Raw genomic sequence first — 17,074 nt, 5'->3', positions numbered from 1 at the left:
AATTATTTTACATTAGATATTTTTACAGTACTTAATTTCCCATCTATTTTATATTTTACTTCAAATTCACTAGGTCGAATACCATCTGCTTTATAAATTACTTTTATATTTACTTCTACTTTTGACGGAGGGACTTCACTTAATGCCTTAGCCCATTTATTTTCGATAATTTTAAAATCACTTAGATTTACACTACTAAGCTGCGATACAATATTATCAAGTTCTTTTGAACCACCAAATCTGTCACCGATTAAATGACCTGCATGATCCCCAAATTCTTTTCCTGCAGTTTTATTTTGATGTATTAATCTTTTTTCTCTATCTGTTATTTGTAGATTATCCGTTGTCATTGATTCTAAACGCCCCAGTTCATCTGTTTCTCCCCAATATTCAAATTCTCCTGATTTGTATCTTACATTTTTTTTAAGCTTTCCTGCATCGTCAAACGCATTAGTAACTTCAAGTTTATTAGGTTTTACATTATCTATATTTGATTTGATTTTATCTAGGTTTTCATCGCCACCTATAATAACTGGTGTTTTTTCTCCATTTATATCAATCTCTAATATTCTATTGCCACTTTCGTCTAATGGTAACTTTTCAATTCCTCCTTCAACATTTATTGCTTCATCAACTTTAGATTTTAAAGATTTTATTTCATCTTCTGTAAATTCTGCACCTTTACGAATTAATTTAATATCTAATATTGGGAAACCGCAATATAAATTCGATGATGGCTTTATTATAAGTCTAGTATCTCTTATGAATTCTGCACCCTCACGTAAAATAAATTTAAATGCTTTACCCGAAGTATTCAAAACAGGTTTAATAACCTTTCCTGCTAACTTAGACACTTTACTTATAACTGCTCCAACAGCATCAAGTTTATCAAGAGTTTGAAAAAAAGTAGCTAATCCCTTTGCTTCTCCAGCTCCATAAAAACAGGATACAACTATAAAACCTACTTCTCCCGTGCCATAAGAAACCATACATGGGTTGGCTGTGTATTTATTCCATTGTTCATCTGCAAGGGTTTCAATAGTTTTCCATTCCAGTTTCGAAAATGCTTCAAATAGTTTTGTTCTGGTTTTATCTTCATTGGTGATTAACTTAATCACCATAGATCCACCTTCTGGAATACCTCCAACAGCACCTACAAATCCGTTCCAAATACCGCAAGTAAAAGCAAAACTTGCTCTACTAGAAGAGTACTTCTCAGTGTAAGGGTCTTTGTTAGTAGCTATACTAGTTAATTTATCATTGAGTACAGTCAATGTAGCATAAGAGAATACTTCAGCTGGAAACGAGTTATAATCCTTTTCATCAGGATTATAAAAACGTGCTGGTATTTTGGCCTTACCTATAAGCCCAGCTAAACCGTCTAACATTGCTGTTAAAGGGTTAAAAGCGGTGTACTTCCCTTCAAATTTAGGTAATACTTCTGCCATAAGTGACAGGTACTTATTCATCTCGGAACTAACTTTTCCTCCTATTTTATCTCCTAAAACAGTTTTTATGGTAGCTTTACCATTGGCGTCAAAATCTATCCATAATGCAGTTTCTACACCTTTTAAATTTGCTAAATAATCCGTTATTTCTTTACGTTTAACATCAGGTGTTTTGGTATCAGTAAAAAATATTTTAGTAATAATTCCTGAATCTGTTTTGATACCAGACATTTCAGAAAGAATTTTATTTTTTTCTTTCTCTGTAATAATAGCTGAATAGTCGTAAACGTGACTCTCAGATGTGTTTACATCTACTGGATCATTTTTATAACCTTTATTTGCAAGTTTTCCTAAACCATCCAAATAATTACTATAGCTAATATCTGTTCCATTACCAGCTCCTTCATAATTACATCCATTGCAGGCTACAAATCCCCAATAAGTAGTTCTATCTTCTTTTTCACGTCTGAAGTTGTCTTTAGTAGCATATTTATCTATGAAAGCACTTAGTTTTTCTGACACCTTACTATCAAGTACTATCTTTAGTTCCTCATTGTAAATGGTTCTAAGGTATTTATGCCTGGTAATCGATTTATCATTATCGAAAAACAAATAAATTCTACTCTCTTTTAAGGTTGGTTTGGAAGTTGGTAATTTAAAAACATCCGTTGTGTCTGCATCATTAACATACACTTTGTTTGTCGCATCCCATTTATATGTTTTTTTACCGTTTTTAAATCCGCCCACGAATCCTTTTTCAGCAACTTCAAGGTAAGCTACAGTTGTTTCTTCGCCATTATTAACAAAACTCCAATTTGGCGCAATACCAAATCCACCTGCCAACTCTCCACTCGACTGACTCTGAAACCCATAAAATTTAAATGCAGGATCATTAATCTGTTTCCAATCTTGGTGGTTTAAAACGGTACCTTGACTGTAATCCATCAATAAATCAGTGCTTGATTCTGAGGTATTATACTGTTCAAAAGGGTGCTCCAATTTAAAAATCCCATGGCCTAATTCGTGTGCTGGTGTACTACTATTTGCTGAGTTAAATACGTAACCATATTGTCCGTTCAAGCGCATATAGCCTTGCTGTCCTGTACTTGAAGTTTTATCAGTAATAAATAATACATAGCTTTCACTTTTATATAAAGCATTGATTTTCTGTTGATCTGTACTATAAGTAGAAGTAATGGTGTTTTTTTCAGTTGTAATTGTATTACCTGATACGACTGAATTAATATTAAGTATTCCTTCTTTCTTAAAATTTATTTTAATACCTACTTTATTGTAGGTCTTTTGAGTTTCTGCAATGATAGCATCCAGCTTATCCTCAGAAACTTTATCAGTAGGAACTAATGCTACATTTACCTCTTTTGGCGAAATATGAACTAACATAAATGCCCCAATTACTTTCCATTTGCCCCCTTGTTTTACAGTGGCCAACACTTGCTGTTCGGCATATGATAGGTTTCCTTTTACGGTAAGTTCAAATGTTTTATCGTTTCGTGTAGCGTTTATAAGTGCTCCGTTTTGTGTCTTGAAAACAATATTTTCAGGTTTTACAATTGTATCTGTAAGCGTTAAAGTTGCTATAAGAGTATCGCTAAAACCATTGACCACCGCTTTGTAAGGTAGTGCCAAACCGTTTACTTTTTTATACAATTTTTGTAAAGCAGTTGTGGCATTTTTTGGCATAACCTCAAAGGCATACTTACTACTGTTTACCGTAAATGCTATACTTGCTCCTTGGGCTGTAAAGGCTGTCGCTTGGCCGCTTGCATCTACGCCGTCAGTATTTGCGGGGGTTGGTTTACCATCAGGAGCAGCGGCAATTCCTTCGTTACTTCCATTCCCTTTACTGTCTACCGTGTACACTTTTCCTGGTACACTATTTCCTTTTGCATCTTTTAAATCTTCGGTAATAACAGTGTCTTTACCCCCAGGAATTATAATTTGTTCCCCTTCTGTACCGTTAACTACAATATCACCATTGGCATTAATTACAATATCTTGTATTTTAAATGCAACGGTTTCTTCAATTTGTCCTCCCTGACCTTCGCCAGTAAAATCTTCGACATCAGTAACATTTTTCCACTCTGGATTGTAGCTTGTCTCGACAACACCACTTATTAATTGGTAATCCGTATTGATAACGATGCTATTGAACTCTACTGCTATTTTTGTATCGGCCAAATAAGGAACTATGATATATCCTCGTCCTGAATAAGGACTGTTTTCACCTTTAAGTTCTAAAATAGTTACCGGAAAATCTCCTGCAGTGAAGGTTTCGCTTTGTATTAAGTTTGTAAGCGGTTTTTGATTGTTGATACTTATTTCTGGAACAATACCACAATTGTAAGCTACCTCTTTATTATCTATAGTTGTGGTAAAGGTATTTATCCCTGAATACGTAAATGATTGTACTCCGTCATTTCCTGATTCGCAACTAGACCCTACTCTAAACTCATAGGTAACACCTGGCTCTAAGTCAGTTAGTAAGCTTTGAGTATTTTGGCTGTAATTAGAAAACCATTGGGCATTACGCACGCCTTGTTTTCTATACTGAATTTGGTAGCGCGTTTGTTCAGGAACACCTTGCCAGGTTATTTTAACGCTTTTTGTGCTTTGCGATTCACTCAATACAAAACTAGGCGCTAAACATGCGGCGGTATAGTTGAAGGAATAAATTTCGCTATAACCCTCATTTTTAAACATCGCATTCTCTGAAAGTCCTGTTGTAGAGATGGCTTTTACACGCCAGGCATAGCGCATTCCTGGAACTAATACAGGTTTGCTTAAGTTATAAAGTAATGCCGTACCAAAGAGTGTTTCCTGATGTAAAATAGGAGCCATTTGAAAACCAATTTGAGGATCTAGAGTAGCATCAAAAAGTTTCTTAAGTTCAAATTGATACGATACATTAGTAGCATTAATTTGTCTTGGTGTCCAGGTGAACAAAATATTAGGAAACTCTGTATACGCTATTAACTCCTTATTTTGTGGCGTATTTAATAATGGTGGATCATTTAATATAAGGTATAAATTGGCGCAACTTTTTCTAGAAATTTTTTGATTGGTAACATAGTCATACATTTCAAAGCAGAAACTGTACATGCCTTCTGGTAAAGGGTTTGAATACTGATTTGCCGAAATTTCTTGTAGGTTTTCTAATCTAAATAAAGCCGATATATCAGTATTGGTTATCGTTTTTAATTCGCCTCCATTAATATATATTGGTGGTAATCCCTGAACATAATCACTACTTTGTATGTTAATACCATTTCCTTGAATAAATAACTTAAGTCGTACTTGCCTATTGTTTATCGAAATATCATTAGGATTGATAAGCAACTGCATTTTAGTATCCATGCTAGTGGCATAGTCAGATATTTTTACACTATACGGACTATTAAAAATAGGCGTCAGCTGCACCGGGTATAATTGAGCGTACCCCGAAATACCAAAATCGACTATTCCTGAAAGAGAGAACAATACAAATAAGATTATATTTTTGAAATGAGTCTTCATTTTAATAGATGATGATTTTTTTAACAAGCGTTTGTTGCTCTGTTTCTAATACTAGAATATACAATCCTGCTGCTAAAGTGGTGCTAAAGTCAACTTCATACTTTTTCTTTCCTGAGGCTTTCTTTTGTATCGTAGTAAATTGACCACTTCCAGTAAACAATCTTAAATTGAAAGCATTAACTTCTTCAAAATTTATAAAGGCCTTGAAATTCCCATCATTTGGATTAGGAGCGACAATAAAATCAGTAATGAATTTTGAGTTTGAACTTGGAACAGCTATTGAATTCCTTTCTTCAACTACAATATTTTTAGTATACGTAGCAAAACAATCTCCTTGAGTTTGTTGCAACCCTAAGGCATAGGTACCCACGGTATCAAATTTTAAGGTAATATACTTTTCTTTTTGCTCTACTATAGTTACTCCACTTGGAATTTTCCATTTACTACTTTCTCCAAAAGGGTCACTGATATTAACCAAAATGACCTCTTCGTCTAAATAAGCTTGTGAACTCAATAAAAACTCAGAACTAATAGCGTTTTGACTTGTTTTAATCGTAATTTCATCTTCTCCGATACATCCTAAAACCGAAGTAACTTTTATATGATAGGTACCTGCTTTGGATAAAGTAACTTTAGCTTCATTTGATGTAAATCCATTTGTTGAAGTCCAGCTGTATTTTGCTTTTTCATTAGCATTAGTGGCATCTACATCTAAAGTTTGCCCATCACATAAGGTTCTGTCTTCACCTACGTTAACAATTATAGGGTCTGGATTTTTAAGGACAAATTTCTTTTTATAAACACAGCAATCAGGACATAAAATTTCTACCTCATAATTTCCTGCAGAAAGATTTTGAACATTTTTAGTAGTAGCTCCTGTACTCCATTTGTAATTATAGGGTAAATTTCCTCCATTAACGTCTAAATTGATGGATCCATCATTTCCTTGAAAACAAGTTGGATTTTTAATTGTTTCTGTTGCTATAACTCCGTCAGAATCACCTACAAAAATACTGCCTTGAATACTACAGCCTTTTGCATCAGTGACAAGAACAAAATAATTATTAGCTGTTAAATAATCAATTCTTGGAGTAGTAGACTCGTTTGTCCACTGGAAACTATAGGGAGCTGTTCCTCCTGTTACATGAGCCTCTGCCCATCCATCATCAGCAGCAGTACATCCTACATCCAGTTTAGTAAATATTAGGTTTAACTTATCAGGCTGTTTCATGTACTGGGTTACATCAACTTCCTTTACTAAAACATTATTTATATAAGTTCCTAATTTTATACCATTAGCATCTTCAATATTCAAAGCATAATTCCCTTCGGGTAAATTTTGTGCTGTTTCGTCTTGATCGTCCCAGATACTCCAGGAACCATCCCCATTTTGCTTTTTCCAAGTGTAATAATAAGGTAGACCATTGTTTTGATTTGTTTCTAACTTAATTCCCCCTTTTACATGAGCAACTAAAATTCCGTCTTGAGATTCATCTCTTTGACTATCTGCTGGCGCTGTGTCTTTCTCATTACCAAAATCATTATCAACATGACATGAAATAGTATTTACAATTTCAAAAGTAACTTCAAGAGGATCTGGATCTTCAAGAGATACCATAGTATTTAGGACAGTACATCCCATTTTGCTTTTAGCTAAACTATAATTGGAGTCTCTGATAGTTAAATTGTAGGTTTCTTCAGGAAGATCGCTTAATGTGATAGTATATTCACCATCCATAAAAGTAGTTGTTGTTGATTTTTGAACCACCCCTCTACTATTCTTCCACTCAAACCAATAACTATTATCAGGAAATAATGTTCCACCTTTTACAGTAACGGTAATTTTACCATTAGTTGCTTGGTAAAAACTTGGGTTAATAATTTTTTCGACTTTGACAGCAATTGAATCTATAGGTTCTACAATAGTGACTTCATTTTGAGTAGAACAACCTTTAGCATCTGTAATGTTAATTACATATTTACCTGCTTTTAATATGGTGTTTTCAGATACTAAAACCCCATTAGACCAATTATAATTATACGGTGGTGTACCTCCTACTACATTGGCTGTAGCCCAACCGTCATAACCGCCGTTACAAAAAACGTCACCTTTAGTTATTGTTACTGATAATTTAGAAGGTTCTTGTATGAATTGTATTGCATCAATTTCTTTGATAAGCTGATTATTGTAATAAGTTCCTAATACAATGCCATTTCTATCTTTTACATTTAGTGCATAATTCCCAGCAGAAAGATTTGAAGCTGTTTCTCCAGTAATCCCCATAAGGTCGACCCATGATCCATCTTGTTGTTGTTTCTTCCAATAAAAATAATAAGATAAACCGTTATTGGCTGTTGCTGCCAAAGGTGTTCCTCCAGCTACATGAGCGATTAAAATACCGTCTTGAGATTCATCACGCTGTCCATCATTAGGTGAAACATCTGTATTATTTCCGAATTGATTAGCGCTGTTACATGAGATAGTATTTTTAATTTCAAAAACAACTTTTAAAGGTTCTGGTTCATTTAGTGTAACTTTAGATTCTAATACTGAACAATTAATAATTTGATTTTTAAGGGTGTCATAATTTTCATCTTTAACCGTTAAAAAATAATCATCGGCACCTAAATTATCCAATGTAATGGTAAATACACCGTTTATTATTGCTGTTACTGCAGTTTGTTCTATCCCCTTAGCATTTGTCCAAACATAGTTGTATGAAGCATCCTTTTTTGCTGTCCCTCCAGAAACTTCGGCAGTAATTTTTCCGTTAGTTGCACCTGCAAATGTAGGCTTAATAATGTCTTTATAATTGATACTTAGAGAAGAAGGTGGTTCATTTATATCGATAGATGCTTTTGCAAAACAGCCATTGATATCTGCAACTTCTACAGTGTAATTACCCGCAACTAATTGTTTTATTTTATTTTGATTAACAATTCCTTCACCCGTATTAAACCATTTATAGGTATAACTGCCCGCACCACCTTCAACATTGGCTTCAGCAAAACCATTATTTCCTTGGTAACAGGCAACATCACTAGATGTAAAGGTTATAATTATTGGTGAAGGTTCTTTAATTTCAAATTCTGTTGGTTTTGCAAGCTCTAATTTTGTCGTGCTATAAGTTCCTTGCACAGTTCCTTTGGCATCTTCAACATTTAAAGAATATTTACCCTTTGTTAAATTTTCAGCTTTTATTATGTTTCTGTCTGATAAGATTTCCCAAGAGTCCGTTATAACATTATATTTCGACCAAATAAATTTATAAGGCAAACCATTATTGGCAGAACCAGTAAATTCAATACCTCCTGTTACTATAGCTGTTAAAATACCATCAGCTATTTTATTTCCGTTTCCTAATGGATCTAAGCTTACGCTATTACAGGAAATCGCTTGTGTTTGATTTAATATAATTTTAATTGGGTCTGGTTGGATAAGTTTTTGCTCAGATTCAATAATTGAACAGCCTGCTTTATTATTTGCTTCACTATAATTTTTGTCTGTTACTGTTAATTTATAGGTGCCAGCAATAGCAGCATTTAAAGTAATATAGTATGTTTTAACATCCTCATTGTATTGCCCTATTGCTGGAACTGAATTTCCATCTTTATCTTTCCATTCAAAATTATAAGTATGGTCATCTTTTATTGTTCCTCCAGTTATAGCCGCAACAATTTTTCCGTTTGCAGCTCCAAAGAAAGAGGGATCTTGTTTTAGTGTATATTCTAATCTTAATGCAGCTGTTGGTTCTGATATGGTTATCGTTTCTTCTTTTTCCTTATCACTCTCTTTTGCAATACAACCATTTTTATCCTTTACTTTTATTACATAAACGGCTGGTGAATTATTTATAATATATAATCCTTTTAAGACCTGCTTGTTAATTTTATTATCATCAAAAGGTATCCAATTATTTCCGCCATCCAAAGAATATTCATAACCTTCATTTGTACCGCCAGAAGCATTAATTGTTATTGAACCATCCTTACCATCTTTACAAAGTACATTTGTTGAAACTAAACTGAAATCTACTGGAGTGGGTGCTGTAATTTTAAAAGATTTTATTTCTAAATCTGTTTCTGTATTAAAACCATCTTTAAATCCTATTAATTGTAGTATATAATTTCCAGTCTTTAAATCTGAAATAGTAAAAGTTTTATCTGCTTTAATTGCTAAATCACCATTTTGAGTTGGAGTACCTTTTGCATCAACATCCAAAAGTGTGTATCTTAATTGTTCTCCAGGATATAAATTTCTATTAAAAGTAAAATTTACAGATCCATCTTGAGCATCATTACATCGAGGCTTAATTTCTTCAAATGATACTGCTTTAGGAGCGGATTTCAGATAAGTAAAAGAAATTATGTTTGAATTAATACTTTGATGTTTAACTTCTAGATCATGCGTATAAGCAATATTATAATCTCCCTCAAAATTATCTACACATTTACTAACACATTTAGATAATTTAAAAATACTCCCATTTAAACATTCATTTTTACAATTAATAAACTTATTATATGCTTCTAAACGTGCATATCCTTCTGCAAGTTTTTTTCCTTCATTGCAATCCATATTTACCCAAACTGAAATAGATTTACCATAATCAGCCTCTGACAAAAAATCTTCCCCTTTTAAATTCAGAATAGATTTATTATTAAAAGGATTAGGAATAGTTTGTTCAGGACCATTACCAACCTTATATTTCCAATTATAATGATTTGAATTTAAATTATCAGGAAGTGAAATTTTTAGTACTTTTGAATCTCCAAGATATAAAGGAATAGAAGATTCATTAATTTTAACATAGGGTTTTGAAGTAATTGTTAATAGTGATAAGTTACTACCTGCATCAGGTTGATGTAAAGAAAAACAAGGACTGGTTATATCAATTTTATCATAATTATTATTTGGACCTCCATTACATCCTATAGCTGTTTTCCAACGTACAACTTTGTAGAACTCTAAATTTACAATTGGATTAACTTTAGTATGAATCTCCTGATAATCTATATTTTCAAAAACTTTTCTACCTTTAAATATAAAGAAAGTACTTCCATCTTTACGAGTAGCTTTAATGTGTTTTAATCCATCAATATCACCACAACCATCACTATCCCTATCTTGATATCCTATAATATTTAACTTGTAATTTGCATCTCCTGTCAAATCAATTTGAGCAAAACCAACGACTGAAATCATCAAAAAAAATAATAAGTAAAACTTCTTCATAGGCTTAATATATAACTGTTAAGATTTCTACTTTTGCAGGAATAAAATTTTCTAAGTTAGGAACTAAATGATATTCATATTCCTTATTAATTTTTAAATTCTTGTCTTCTAAACTAAAAATAGTTGTATTTAACTCCTTCCATAGTGTAGGAGGACTTCCTTTTTCGTTTTTATAAACACTAACCCCTAGCACTTGATCTTTGTATTTATTATAATTCCAACTTAGCACTATTTTTTTATTCTCTCTATCGGCTACCCCTTGAAGAAAACCAATAACTTTTAATGGTGAAAAATTTAAAACAGTAACTGTTAGAGTTGAATTTTCTAGTGATGACCATAAGTTTGATTTATCTTTAGCTAAAATAGCATATTGATAGGTTTTTTTATTTTCAACCCTATCATCAACAAATTCTTGAATAGAATCATTAATTTGCTTGATTTCTTCCCATTTATCAGTACCTTGCTCTCTCCTTCTTAAACTATATACTACGACATCATCACTATAACTGCGTATCCATTTTAAATATACTTTTCCGTCTTTATTTTCATAATCTTTAAAAATAGGTGCAGCTGGTGGAATTTTATCTGGTTTGTCCAATACTAAAATATCCGAAACTTCAGAGATGTTAAAACGCATATCCTCAGCAGCTATTCGATAATAAACCTTACTGTTTGTCATAGTTAAACTCACATTATCTATATAATTTATACCAATATAAGATTGGTGATAAATATCTACAAACTCTTCATTAATATTGTTGGCTTTCAAAATACGGTAACCTCGCAAATCTTTTTCTTGATTTGGTTTCCATTTTAACCTTACCACCCCTAGAGAATCAATTATGCCTTCAAGCCCTACTGGTTTAAGTGGAGCTATAGAATCAATAGGTTGTACCAACATGCTTTGAGAGGTTAATCTTTGATTATTTTTACCCACCACAGTAACTGTAAAATAATTGGATGGAAATAAACCATCTTTAAAATTTAATTTACGTTGTGAGGGAGGAATATCCTTTAAAACTACGGAGTAAGGTCCGCGATCATTATCAGCTAAATTAATTTCATATCCTTTGATAAAAACTTCAGAGGCTGCAGGAAATTCCCATTCAAGGTTAACTTCACTTGAACTAACTATATGATAATCAGTAAGCCTCGCAACACTTACTACTGCTGAGATGCCAGTGGCTGTAATCGGTTTTGATACTTGTCCTTTTTCTCCAAATGATGTAATACCATACAACCTATAATGATACATTTTATCATTTACATTTAATGTATCTACATAATACATTCTTTTTGAAGGATGATCGTCTTTATCGTTTAAATTAACTAAAGGAGTATTGGAAATTGATTCAAAATTCACTCCATCGCTCGATTTTTCTACTATATAAGAGGTGTAAATATGCTTAAAGGTTTCATAATCCCAAGAAAGCATAACTTGTTTATCGTCAGGAACAGAAATAAAATCAGTCGGTGCAGGTAAAGTAGAATAGTCTCTTAAACCAATCATATAAGAGGACGATTTAACTTTAGGTGTATCATAAACACTTATTTGATAAGCGTAAACTTCATTTTCTTTAACATCTTTATCTACAAATCCCCAGCCCGCTTTTAATGCTGCTTCAAAATTCATGTCAGCGGCATACAAACCAAATGAGTAACGTTGATTTAACTCATCAGCGATATTTACAATTCTAGAGAGGTCTCCTTCTTTTGCTCCACTTACTTCAAAACTTTCCCCATAAATTGATTGTGCAACTATCGCTGCATTATTATCTTTTTGAACATAGTCAATCCAAGAATCTAAATCATCTGGAACTAAAGGTTTAAGTGTTAAAACTACTTTTTCAGGTTTTTTTATAATATTACCATCTTTAATTAAAGTGGTCCTAGTTATTAAATATCCTTTCTTATTTGCTTTTTGCCACTCAATTGGTGAGTTAATAGCCCAACGAAGCAAAACTTTATCTTTTTGAGCTCTACCAGTAATAATTACTCGAACATCATTTTTTTGAGTATACCCAATAGAACTTAATAAAAATAGCAAAAAAAGAAATTTTATTTTCAACATTATGTATGTAATTTTTTTTTTTGTTAAAAAAAACAAAAATAGTCTTTATTAATAAAAAAACAAATATTTTATAATAAAAATCTGATGTATTAATAAAAACTTAACCCCTATTCTATATGGCGAAAGCGGTAACATTAAATAATATATTTATTGATAATATTTTTATCACTTTAACATAAATAACATTTTCCTTTTCAAGAAATTTTAAACTGATTACTAGTTCTATTATACAATTATTGACATTTAATTCTTTACAAATTTTTAATTGTGATCTTATTTTTTTTTAAAAATTTAATTTTAAAAGTATTTTTCAAACTATTACAAAATAATTATTTAAAAATTTTTATTTATAGTTTAATGTAATATAGAAAGTATCTTAAAAGCTATCTACCAAAGACAAAATAGGTATAATTTGTCCAATTTAAACTCCATACATTCCACAAAAAAAACCTCTTAATCAACTGATTAAGAGGTTTTTTATTGAACATCATATTTTTATTCTATTTTAAAACCTTAAAGTTCAATCAATACTTTGTTTATTGCTCAGTACTATTATGTTTTTATTTTATCGTATTTTTATTTTACTATTGATATCCTGTTTTAATGTTTTGTATGTGGGATCAATTTTTAACTGTACAGCGTTAAGAAAAAATCATTAATAATTAGTTCCTATTTACATCCATATTGAAAGTTATTTTTACTATCAAAACACTTTAATTGTATGAATAGGAAAATCTTGAGTGATCATCTAAATAAAGAAGCCTTTTGAATTTAATTTAAAAGGCCTAATTTCTTTAGGAATAGAATTGATTTCTGAAAGTATATAACCAAACCTTCAACTTTTTTGGTAAGAAGTCAATTCAAAATATTTAACAATGCTTATTTGTTGCTTTTATCTATAATAATTTTGATTATTTCCTCTTTAGATAATGCTCCAGATTGTCTCCATAATTGTTTTCCCTGCTGATATAATATCATCGTGGGTACACCGCGAACTTGATATTTTGAAGCTAATTGTTGGTTTTTATCTACATCAATTTTTATGATTGAAATTCGATCTCCAAGGCTATCTTTTACTTCTTTTAAAACAGGTGTAAGCATTTTGCAAGGTCCGCACCAAGTAGCAAAAAAATCTATTAAAACTGGTTTTTCTGAATTTATAATTTTTTCAAAATTACTCATCTCTTACTGTATTTATTATTAGGGATTGCACAACCGTTTGGACCACATCCTAAGTTAAAAATTACTTGAATTAAAAAAAACAAACCGATTCCAACAAAAATCCAATCTTTCATGAGGTAGGCTTGACTAAATAAAAATAAAACTATTGCTAGTCTTACAAATCTCATAAGATGCCAATTTGTAAATAATAAATTTTTCATTTTTTAAAGTTTTAAATTTAAATAATTATTGTTTACTTTTCAATTCTATATTTTTCATCATAAGATATTAATTCCCTTAACGTATCAATAGTAACCTCATTTCGGCTACAAATTAGCACTGATGTAAAACTGCTATTCATACTTAAATTAAGAATTTTTCTTATTGTTAAAAATTTTTCTGTAATAGTGTTTGCACAATCACTGCAAGTAATACCGCTCATAGTATACAAGTTGACATTTACTTGATTATTTTTTTTAAACTCAATGAATAATTCAGAATTTGATCTAGGAGCAGCTGAATCTAAACAAATATCCATTTGTAAAAAATCAAAAGAAGCTTTAAAAAGCATTTCATATTCAGTTTTATCACCTCCAAAAGGTGGATTTATTTCAAATCTTCTATTGAATAATAAACCCGACAAAATTCCTTTATCGGCTAAAAGTTGATGCATTTTCCAAACATATTTTTGACGCATAGTTGGAGGCAGAGCGCAAAAAAATGTTTGTTCAATAATCAAATCATATTTTCCTTGATGTTCAAAAAAATCTCCTAATACTATAGTAATATTTGAGTTATTACTGAATTTCTTTATCAAATCAGCAACAAGTGTAGGAGCTACATCTATAACCGTAATATTGGTAAATCCTTTCTTTAAAAGATATTCTGCTTCGTATGTATTTCCACATCCCGGTATTAGAATAGCGGTTTCTTTATTCTCTAAAGTATCTATATATTTCTTTATAGGAGGGGAAATATCTCCTAAATCCCATCCAGTACTTTTAGATTGATACTGTGCTTCCCAATAGGAAGCATCTAAAGGTTTTTCACAAGAAACAACACAACATTTTATATCTTCCATTTTATATTTTTGGGTGTTAAAATTCCAAATGGGTCTTACAATGCATAAAAAAAGATCAATCTAGTAGAATAAAAAGATGTACTAACACACCTAAGTATAATAAAATTAATCAATTATTAATATTTGTACAGTATCGCTATTAATACTAATAGCGATACTTTTAATTTTTTCTATTTAATCACTATTTTTTATTAGAAAGCTCTTTATTAATAATTGTTATTTCAAGATTTTACTTTGACAAATGAAATCTGTTTTGGGTAAACTTGTTTTTGCAATAGCATTAAATCCACCTTCAATTTCTGTGAAATTTCTGAAACCACGAGCCTCTAGAATTGATGCAGCAATCATACTTCGGTATCCTCCGGCACAATGCAAATAAAAATGTTCGTTTGTATCGACATCTTTAATCCAATCATTAATAAGCGCTAAAGGCTTGTTGTAGGCATCTTCAACATGTTCCGCACTATATTCAGTTTCTTTACGAATGTCAATTACTTTGCTTTGACCAATTTTTACTTCTGTAGCAAATTGTTCAGCTGTAATCCTGTTTACGACATCAATTTCTTTTCCGGCTTTTTGCCACGAATCATAACCACCTGCTAAATGACCAATTAAGTTGTCAAAACCTACTCTACTCAATCTTGTAACGGTTTCTTCTTCTTTTCCAACTTCACAAATAATAAGTATTGGTTGTTGTACATCAGCAATTAAAGCACCAACCCAAGGAGCAAAGTCTCCATCGATACCAATATTTATGGACTGTGGAATAAACCCTTTGGCAAACTCCCCGTTTTTTCGAGTATCTAACAATAAAGCTCCTGTTTCTTCTGCAGCTGTTTCAAATTCAATAACAGATAAAGCACGCATTCCTAGATCTAAAACATGCTCGAAACTATCATAACCTTTTTTATTCATGGCTACGTTCATTCCAAAATAAGCAGGAGGAGGTAATAAACCATCTGTAACTTCCTGTATAAATTCGGTTTCAGTCATATCAGCTCTTAATGCATAATTTTTTATTTTTTGTTCTCCAATTGTAGAAACAGTTTCTTTACTCATGTTTTTACCACATGCACTTCCTGCACCATGAGCAGGATAAACGATAACATCATCAGCTAAAGTCATGATTTTGTTTCTAAGCGACTGGAATAATATTCCAGCTAATTGCTCCTGAGTCATCGAAGCCGCTTTTTGTGCTAAATCTGGTCTTCCAACATCACCAATAAACAAAGTATCTCCCGAGAAAATAGCATGATCTTTTCCGTTCTCATCAATTAAAAGATAAGTGCTACTTTCCATTGTGTGTCCTGGAGTGTGTAGCACTTTTATTTTTATATTTCCAATTTCAAATTCCTGACCATCTTTAGCAGATATGCATTCAAATTCACATGTTGCGTTTGGACCATAAACAATTGGAGCACCTGTTTCTTTACTCAAATCAACGTGTCCTGATACAAAATCAGCATGAAAGTGGGTTTCAAAAATATATTTCAACTTCACACCGTCTCTTTCTAGACGGTCTAAATAAGGTTTCGTTTCACGCAATGGATCAATAATTAATGCTTCTCCATTTGAAGTTATATAGTAAGCGCCTTGTGCTAGACATCCTGTATAGATTTGCTCTATTTGCATGATTGTTTTTTTTTAATTTTATAATACAAATTTACTGCTGTTTTTTTATATAAACAGTGATAATTGTTACATTCACTTTTTTATTTTAAGAAAAACTCCTTTATGATAATGTAAACTCCCATTACTAATACAAACCAACCAAAGGCCGGTTTTAATTTTGCTCCATCAATTTTTTTTGATAAATAGGTTCCGATAAACATTCCTACAAGCGCTATCGATGTAATAGTAAAAAGAAGTTTGTAATTGATATCGATTCCATTTAAAACATCTCCGCCAAAACCAATTAATGAATTGATAAAGATAATTAGCAAGGAAGTTCCAATCGCTTGTTTAATAGGTAAATTTGCAAAGAATAATAATGCTGGAATTATTAAAAAACCACCACCTGCACCTAAGAAACCAGTAATAAAACCGACAAAAAGACCGATAATTGCTATCCTGATATGATCATCTCTTTTTTCTGTTTTCTCAGGTGTCGAAGTTCTTATCATTGATAAAGATGCCGCAATCATAAGAAAAGCAAATACGGTCATTATCACCAAGTTTTTTGATATTTCAAAGGAATTAATGGTAAGGATAATGGCAGGGATTTTGGGTAAAATTACGTCTCTTACAAACAGCAAAGAGAGCACAGAAGGTACTGCAAAAACTAGTGCGGCTTTAATTTTTAAATTCCCTAGTCGATATTGACTATAACTCCCAAACATAGCTGTTATTCCAACGATAAATAACGAATAACTTGTGGCTTGTTCTGGATGAATCTTAAAAAGATAGACTAAGATAGGTACAGCTAAAATAGAACCTCCACCACCAATTAAGCCTAATGAAATCCCAATAATTACAGAAAGAAAATAACCTAAATATTCCATTATTAATTTTTTGAAGTATAGCTTCTTATGATTTATTTAAAG

7 protein-coding genes are annotated in these 17,074 nt (G+C 31.7%); all 7 read right to left on the bottom strand.

Features of this window, described 5'->3' with window-relative positions; genetic code table 11:
* Positions 1–2: 2 nt before the first annotated feature.
* Positions 3–4,982 (bottom strand): DNA/RNA non-specific endonuclease, encoded by a 4,980-nt coding sequence (locus tag J3S90_RS14855; protein ID WP_210646840.1) that lies wholly within the window; start codon positions 4,980–4,982, stop codon positions 3–5.
* Position 4,983: 1 nt separating this feature from the next.
* Positions 4,984–10,218 carry a T9SS type A sorting domain-containing protein gene (locus J3S90_RS14850; RefSeq protein ID WP_210646839.1) on the bottom strand — a complete coding sequence of 1,745 codons (5,235 nt, stop codon included), beginning with the start codon at positions 10,216–10,218 and terminating at the stop codon, positions 4,984–4,986.
* Between the two features lie 4 nt (positions 10,219–10,222).
* Positions 10,223–12,265, bottom strand: coding sequence for a fibronectin type III domain-containing protein (locus J3S90_RS14845; protein ID WP_210646838.1), 2,043 nt, complete (start codon positions 12,263–12,265; stop codon positions 10,223–10,225).
* Between the two features lie 903 nt (positions 12,266–13,168).
* Positions 13,169–13,471 (bottom strand): thioredoxin, encoded by a 303-nt coding sequence (gene trxA / locus J3S90_RS14840; RefSeq protein WP_188051581.1) that lies wholly within the window; start codon positions 13,469–13,471, stop codon positions 13,169–13,171.
* Positions 13,472–13,703: 232 nt separating this feature from the next.
* Entirely contained in the window at positions 13,704–14,531 is an 828-nt protein-coding gene (locus J3S90_RS14835; protein WP_210646837.1) for a methyltransferase domain-containing protein, read from the bottom strand.
* 216 nt (positions 14,532–14,747) lie between these two features.
* A complete protein-coding gene (locus J3S90_RS14830; RefSeq protein WP_210646836.1) occupies positions 14,748–16,163 on the bottom strand; it encodes an MBL fold metallo-hydrolase in 1,416 nt (471 codons plus the stop codon).
* Between the two features lie 80 nt (positions 16,164–16,243).
* Positions 16,244–17,032, bottom strand: a complete 789-nt coding sequence (locus J3S90_RS14825; RefSeq protein ID WP_188051578.1) for a sulfite exporter TauE/SafE family protein — start codon at positions 17,030–17,032, stop codon at positions 16,244–16,246.
* Between the last annotated feature and the right edge of the window lie 42 nt (positions 17,033–17,074).

The organism is Flavobacterium flabelliforme, assembly GCF_017948675.1.
Classification (GTDB): Bacteria; Bacteroidota; Bacteroidia; order Flavobacteriales; family Flavobacteriaceae; genus Flavobacterium; species Flavobacterium pygoscelis.
This window is presented reverse-complemented; position numbering and strand designations above follow the sequence as displayed.